Consider the following 5,595-nt stretch of genomic DNA (forward strand, 5'->3'; position numbering starts at 1 on the left):
GGTCAGATTTATGTAAAAAACAATGCTACTTTGACAATTGAGCCGGGAACTGTTATCATGGGTGACAAAAGTGTTCTTGGATCAGGTTTGTTTATCACGAAAGGTGCTAAATTGATCGCTGAAGGTACAGTGAACGCTCCAATCGTATTTACTTCTAACCAAGCTGCAGGTTCTCGTGCACCTGGTGATTGGGGGGGACTTATTTTCTTAGGAAAAGCGGCAAACAATCAACCAAACGGTATCGCAAACATCGAAGGATTAGCTCCAACTACGGATACTGAATTCGGAGGTGGTACTACACCGGATAACCACGATAACTCAGGAAAATTGAAATACGTACGTGTTGAATTCCCTGGATACGCTTACCAGCAAGACAAAGAGATCAACGGTATTACATTTGGTTCTGTTGGTGATTTCACAACTGTAGATTACGTTCAGGTTTCTTTCTCTAATGACGATGGATTCGAGTGGTTCGGTGGAACTGTAGATGCAAAACACATTGTTTCTTACAGAAATTTAGATGATGATTTCGATACAGATTTCGGATTCTCAGGAAAAATTCAATTCGGATTGATCGTTCGTGACCCGGACATCGCTGATAACCCATCTGTTTCTACTTCTGAAGGTTTCGAATCTGATAACGATGCTGCTGGTTCTACAGGTACGCCTCAAACAAATGCAATCTTCACAAACGTAACTGCAATCGGGCCATACAGAGGAAATACGTCAAATACAATCGCTGCAGGATACCGTCGTGGAGCTCGTATTCGCCGTAACTCTGCTATTGATATCCGCAACTCAATCTTTATGGATTTCCAACGCGGTATTCACATTGATGGTGCTGCTTGCGAAGGAAATGCAACAAACGGATTGATTCTTTACAAAAACAACATCGTTGCAGGAAACTCTGCAGGAAAAGTAACTGAAAAAAACGCAGGAAGTACATTCAATATCCAGGCTTGGTTTGCTGCTGGAATGAATGACTCTATCGCTTCAACTGCTGGTATTTTGACTACTCCATACAACTACACTGCTCCTGATTACCGTCCTGCTGCAAGTTCTCCGCTTTTAACAGGTTCTGATTTCACAGGATTAGTTGGATTGATCGAAAACTCCGCTATCGCAGGTGTGTCTTTGTACCCGAACCCTACAAATGCAGATGCTACATTGTTTGTTGATATTGCTCAAAACGACGAAATCGAAGTAGTTGTAATGAATGCAAACGGACAAGTGATCCAAACGGTAGCAACAAAATATGCTGAAGTTGGAACACACCAATTCACAATCAACGCTGCTACTTTCGCTCAAGGATTGTACTACGCTGTTGTTAGAACAGCTAATGCAGTTAAAACGGTTAAATTGAGCGTAGTAAAGTAAAAGATAGCTCAGCTATCGAAGACAATCAGCGACAAGCGTTAGCGCGAAAGCTGAAAAGAAATGTTTTCTCTGTTAGTTTAGTTTTATAGCAAAAAAGGTCGGGGCGAAAAATTTTTCGCCCCGACCTTTTTTTATTGAATTACCAGTTTTTTCAGTATACTCTTACCGGATTCCTGTCTGAATTCCACCAGGTAAGTTCCTGGAAACAAGTGACGCGTATCCAGTACTAATTTTTGCTTTCCGCTTTCCATCAATTCCTGTTGCTGCAAAGTGTGTCCTAAAAGATCTGTCAGTACAATCATGCCGGTGCCATTCGTCTCAAGAGTTAAAGTAACCTGTTCCTTTGCAGGGTTTGGAAACAATTCCATCTGGAGTTCCGCTAACGAACCCATCTGATTGTCCACTCTTTCAGATATTCCGGAAGTATGAATCAACGGAATAGCATACACGTTATTTGACTCATCCGATTCATCATTCAGGTATTCCGCATCAACCTGGATTAAAAGGTAGGAACGGGAAGCCAGCTTACTCTTATTCGGAAAAGTCATTTCCTGCCCGGGAGTCAACGTAATAACCCCATTCATGTTTTCAACCCCAAGAAGCTGGTCGTCGCTACTAAGCGTTGCATCATACGAATCCCAATATCTGACCGCATCGCGGAACAGGTATAAGGTTCCGTTTACCGTTCCTGTATTTTTGACTTTATACGTCATATTGACAGCTTTTCCAAGCGACGTAACGTTTACGGAATAGGTAACCTGTGCAGGAATGAGATCCGGCTTGTCAATAAGTTCCAGCGGATTTTCTGTGCCCTCTAAGCCATTCGACTCATCTACCTGAAGTATACTGTTATTAGGACTTACGAAAATAGAGCGTCCATTATTCGCATCATCCAATTCATACTGTATCATGCCGGGATCTACAATGGCATTCAGCCACAACTTGTAATACACCGGGTCATAATCAATATATGGAAGCAGTATGGTGTACGTATTCGTAGCTCCCGGTGCAATGGCCGGTATGCTGATTTGTGTGGGAGGGAATGCATCGTCACTGAAGTAACCGTTGAATTCCCGGATAAATGACAGGTATGCCTGCAGCTGAGTCGGAGCCGATGTAACCGTGGTTGATTTGTTGACAACGGTAATGGTTGCGCGAACAGTGCTTGCATTCATTCGTTCATAAACCACCTGATTTACAGCCAGATCAGCTAACGGATGACTGCCAGGAGTATAATTCAAACCTAACATAATTGCCTCGTAAGCATCCGGTAAATGATACCCTCCTGCCATGGGTGTAATAGAGGCTTTCAACAGCAAGTCCTCTATTTCATGCATTTTCAGCTGATTATTTATCGAAAGTACCTGTGAAACAATTCCTGTAACGTAAGGTGTTGCAATGGATGTTCCAAAAGCATTGGTAACATAGTCGCCATTTGTTCCGGGATTATAGCAAGTTCCGAAACTACAGTCCGTATAACCGGATAAGCCTGCTGCACCCGGAATATCAATAGCTGGAAGCATCGTTCCGGGTCCCATCACATCCAGTCCTGCCCCATAATTTGAACCCCAGACAACGTAATTCCCCATCTCATCCATAATGGTTCGCGTGTCTTGCTCACAGGTAAGTGATGTCGTCGGATTTTTGATAGCACCGCACGGATTAGCTGCTCCGACTGCAATTCCGACCTTTGCAGGAAAATGAACCTCATTGGCATTAAAATTCCCTGCAGCTCCTACAAACGTACACCCATTGGCTATCCCGTATGAGATTGCTTCACGGATATCATTATTGATTGTCCGTTCGTTCCATCCAAAACTCATGTTGATCACTTTGACATTATTATTAACAGCATGACGAATGGCATCCGCAATATGTACTCTCTGACTGATAGTTACTGACGGATCTATTTTTAGCGGCATCACCAGACATTTTTTGTCGACACCGGCTATTCCGATCCCGTTATTGACGGTTGCTGCAATAGCTCCCAATACATGCGTACCATGACCGTATGTATCCATTGTATTGAGATTGTAAGGAACTACTGAAAAATTCTTACCCGGCAGGAGACGTGCAGAATTAAGATCGGGATGTACCGGATCCAGACCGGAATCAAGAATTCCAACACGTACCGGGTAAATGATTTTTCGGTTATCCAGGTATGCCCAGGCTTCAGGAATGTTCATATCAAACCCCGGAAGACCACAGACTCCTGTTCCTGAGAACCTGGGAACGATACCGGTGTTATTATGCGACCATTGGAGCGGATAATACGGATCATTAGGCGGTGTGATTTCTTCCGGAGGAGGAATAATTATTACTTGTGTATTTGCAAGATTTGTGCAACATACACCAAAGGCTAATAAGCCCATTGATAAAAATGTTCTTTTCATGTTTTCTTCAATGAAAGGGTTAATAAATAGTGGCTTGCTTACTCTTATAATTTGAAACAAATAACACAAAATATAACAAGCTTTTAACTATTTAACGTAAGCTTTAGAAGAAAGGTGAAAGATAATTGTCTCATTTACTCATTTTTAACACAAAAAAATCAGACCATAAAGAAAATTATCTGCATACCTGTTTAACAGGTATTTTGTAAAATCTGCAACAAAAAGAATCCGTTTAAACTAGGAATATCATTACATTCGCAAAAACATTTCACATGAAAATTTTAGCATTCGGAGCAAGTACCAGTAAATCTTCCATCAACCAGCAATTTGCACATTTTGCAGCTCATCAGTTTGAGGGCGAAATCAACATGATTGATCTGAACGACTTCGAAATGCCCTTATTTTCTGTTGATAAGGAGAAAGAAAACGGATATCCGGATGAAGCATACGAATTGCATGAGATTATCGAAAATTCCGACTTCCTGGTGATTTCCATGACCGAACACAACGGAAGTTATTCTGCTGCATTCAAAAACACGCTGGATTGGTGTTCCCGGTTGAACAACAGCGTATTTCATGACAAACCGATGCTTTTGATTTCAACTTCACCGGGAAAACTGGGAGCAAAGTTCGTACTGGAAGCTGCTTTAAGCCGCTTTCCGCGTCATACTGCGAATATCATCGGTCATTTCAGCTTACCAAGCTTTGAAGCGAATTTCAAGGATGGAATCCTCAATGAGGAATTGAGAAAAGAATTCGCTGACTTAATCGAAAACGTAAAGGAAACCTTAGCGAAGATCAAATAAAGAATCTACTCCGGGCAAACGCTCAACAGTAAATCCTTCTGCATAACGCGCACCGATACTGCGGCCGAATTCTGCCATTCTTCCACGAAGAAATTCAAAGAAATCCTCACCTGAAATAGGTGTTTTCGGTTCTGTGGAATCCGGATCCCAGAATTGCGTTTTATATGCTTTGATTGACGCGAACTTCTGTTCTACGAAATCCGTTACATCTACCGCAAAATCCGGTTTGAGATAACGGTCCTGGATGTAATGATACACTGCTTTCGGTCTGTGAGCTTCCTGGGGGCTTCCCTCCCACGTCGTTTCAATTCTGCGCAAACCGGCTAAAAAACACGCTTCAGAAGCTAGTTTACTTCCTTTTCCATGATCCGGATGCCTGTCCGAAACAGCATTTACCAAAACAATACTCGGTTTGAACCTTCTGATTTGCTCCACAAGCAAACGCAGATTCTCTTCCGAGTGTTCGAAGAATCCATCTGCCATTTTGAGATTAACACGAGCAGACAGACCTAAAATTTCCGCAGCAGCCATCGCTTCTTCTTTGCGCGTTTCCTTTGTTCCCCTGGATCCCAATTCTCCCTGTGTCAAATCAATAACACCGGTCGAAAAGCCCATTGCACGGTGTTTTAACAAGGTTCCGGCAGCAGAAAGTTCCACATCATCCGGATGCGCCCCGATAGCTAGTATATCAATTTGGTTCATGATTTTTTAATCCAGTCTAAGATTTGTGCATCACAAGGTTCGGTTTGAGGAGCATGAACACCAACAACTTCACCTTTTTCATTGATCAGAAACTTTTGAAAGTTCCAGCTTACTTCAGAATTCGTTTGATCAAACAACCACTTGTAGATCGGGTGAATCTCCCCTCCGATGGTATGTACTTTTTCTGATAAAGGAAAACTCACGCCGTAATTGGTAGAACAGAACGTCGCGATCTCTTCTGCTGTTCCGGGTTCCTGGCCTGCGAAATCGTTGCAGGGAACTCCCAAAACAGTGAAGTCACTTCCCCCGAATTCTTC

5 protein-coding genes are annotated in these 5,595 nt (G+C 42.6%); 2 read left to right on the forward strand and 3 right to left on the reverse strand.

From position 1 onward, the window contains the following. Window positions 1–1,377, forward strand: a 1,377-nt coding sequence (locus Q1V93_RS08815; RefSeq protein ID WP_300663851.1) for a T9SS type A sorting domain-containing protein, incomplete at its 5' end; no start/stop codon positions are given. Between the two features lie 131 nt (window positions 1,378–1,508). Here the strand turns inward: Q1V93_RS08815 and Q1V93_RS08820 are convergent. Continuing rightward, window positions 1,509–3,770 (reverse strand): S8 family serine peptidase, encoded by a 2,262-nt coding sequence (locus tag Q1V93_RS08820; protein ID WP_300663852.1) that lies wholly within the window; start codon window positions 3,768–3,770, stop codon window positions 1,509–1,511. Between the two features lie 272 nt (window positions 3,771–4,042). On the opposite strand from Q1V93_RS08820, the gene Q1V93_RS08825 reads away from it, so the two are divergent. After that, window positions 4,043–4,576, forward strand: a complete 534-nt coding sequence (locus Q1V93_RS08825) for an NAD(P)H-dependent oxidoreductase (RefSeq protein WP_300663853.1) — start codon at window positions 4,043–4,045, stop codon at window positions 4,574–4,576. Here Q1V93_RS08825 and bshB1 read toward each other — a convergent pair. Further along, window positions 4,559–5,278: a bacillithiol biosynthesis deacetylase BshB1 gene (gene bshB1, locus Q1V93_RS08830; RefSeq protein ID WP_300663854.1), complete on the reverse strand. Its 720-nt coding sequence runs from the start codon at window positions 5,276–5,278 to the stop codon at window positions 4,559–4,561. The two genes, Q1V93_RS08825 and bshB1, sit on opposite strands and share 18 nt — an antisense overlap. After that, window positions 5,275–5,595 (reverse strand): glutathione peroxidase (locus Q1V93_RS08835; protein ID WP_300663855.1); only part of this gene is annotated, 321 nt, incomplete at its 5' end. The genes Q1V93_RS08835 and bshB1, both read right to left, overlap by 4 nt.

The sequence above is a fragment of the Fluviicola sp. genome, assembly GCF_030151805.1.
GTDB lineage: Bacteria > Bacteroidota > Bacteroidia > Flavobacteriales_D > Crocinitomicaceae > Fluviicola.

What these genes read in the sequence shown, in the direction of transcription:
- Q1V93_RS08820 (WP_300663852.1), bottom strand. Translation starts at nt 3,770, where the DNA reads ATGAAAAGAACATTTTTATCAATGGGCTTATTAGCCTTTGGTGTATGT.
- Q1V93_RS08825 (WP_300663853.1), top strand. Translation starts at nt 4,043, where the DNA reads ATGAAAATTTTAGCATTCGGAGCAAGTACCAGTAAATCTTCCATCAAC.
- bshB1 (WP_300663854.1), bottom strand. Translation starts at nt 5,278, where the DNA reads ATGAACCAAATTGATATACTAGCTATCGGGGCGCATCCGGATGATGTG.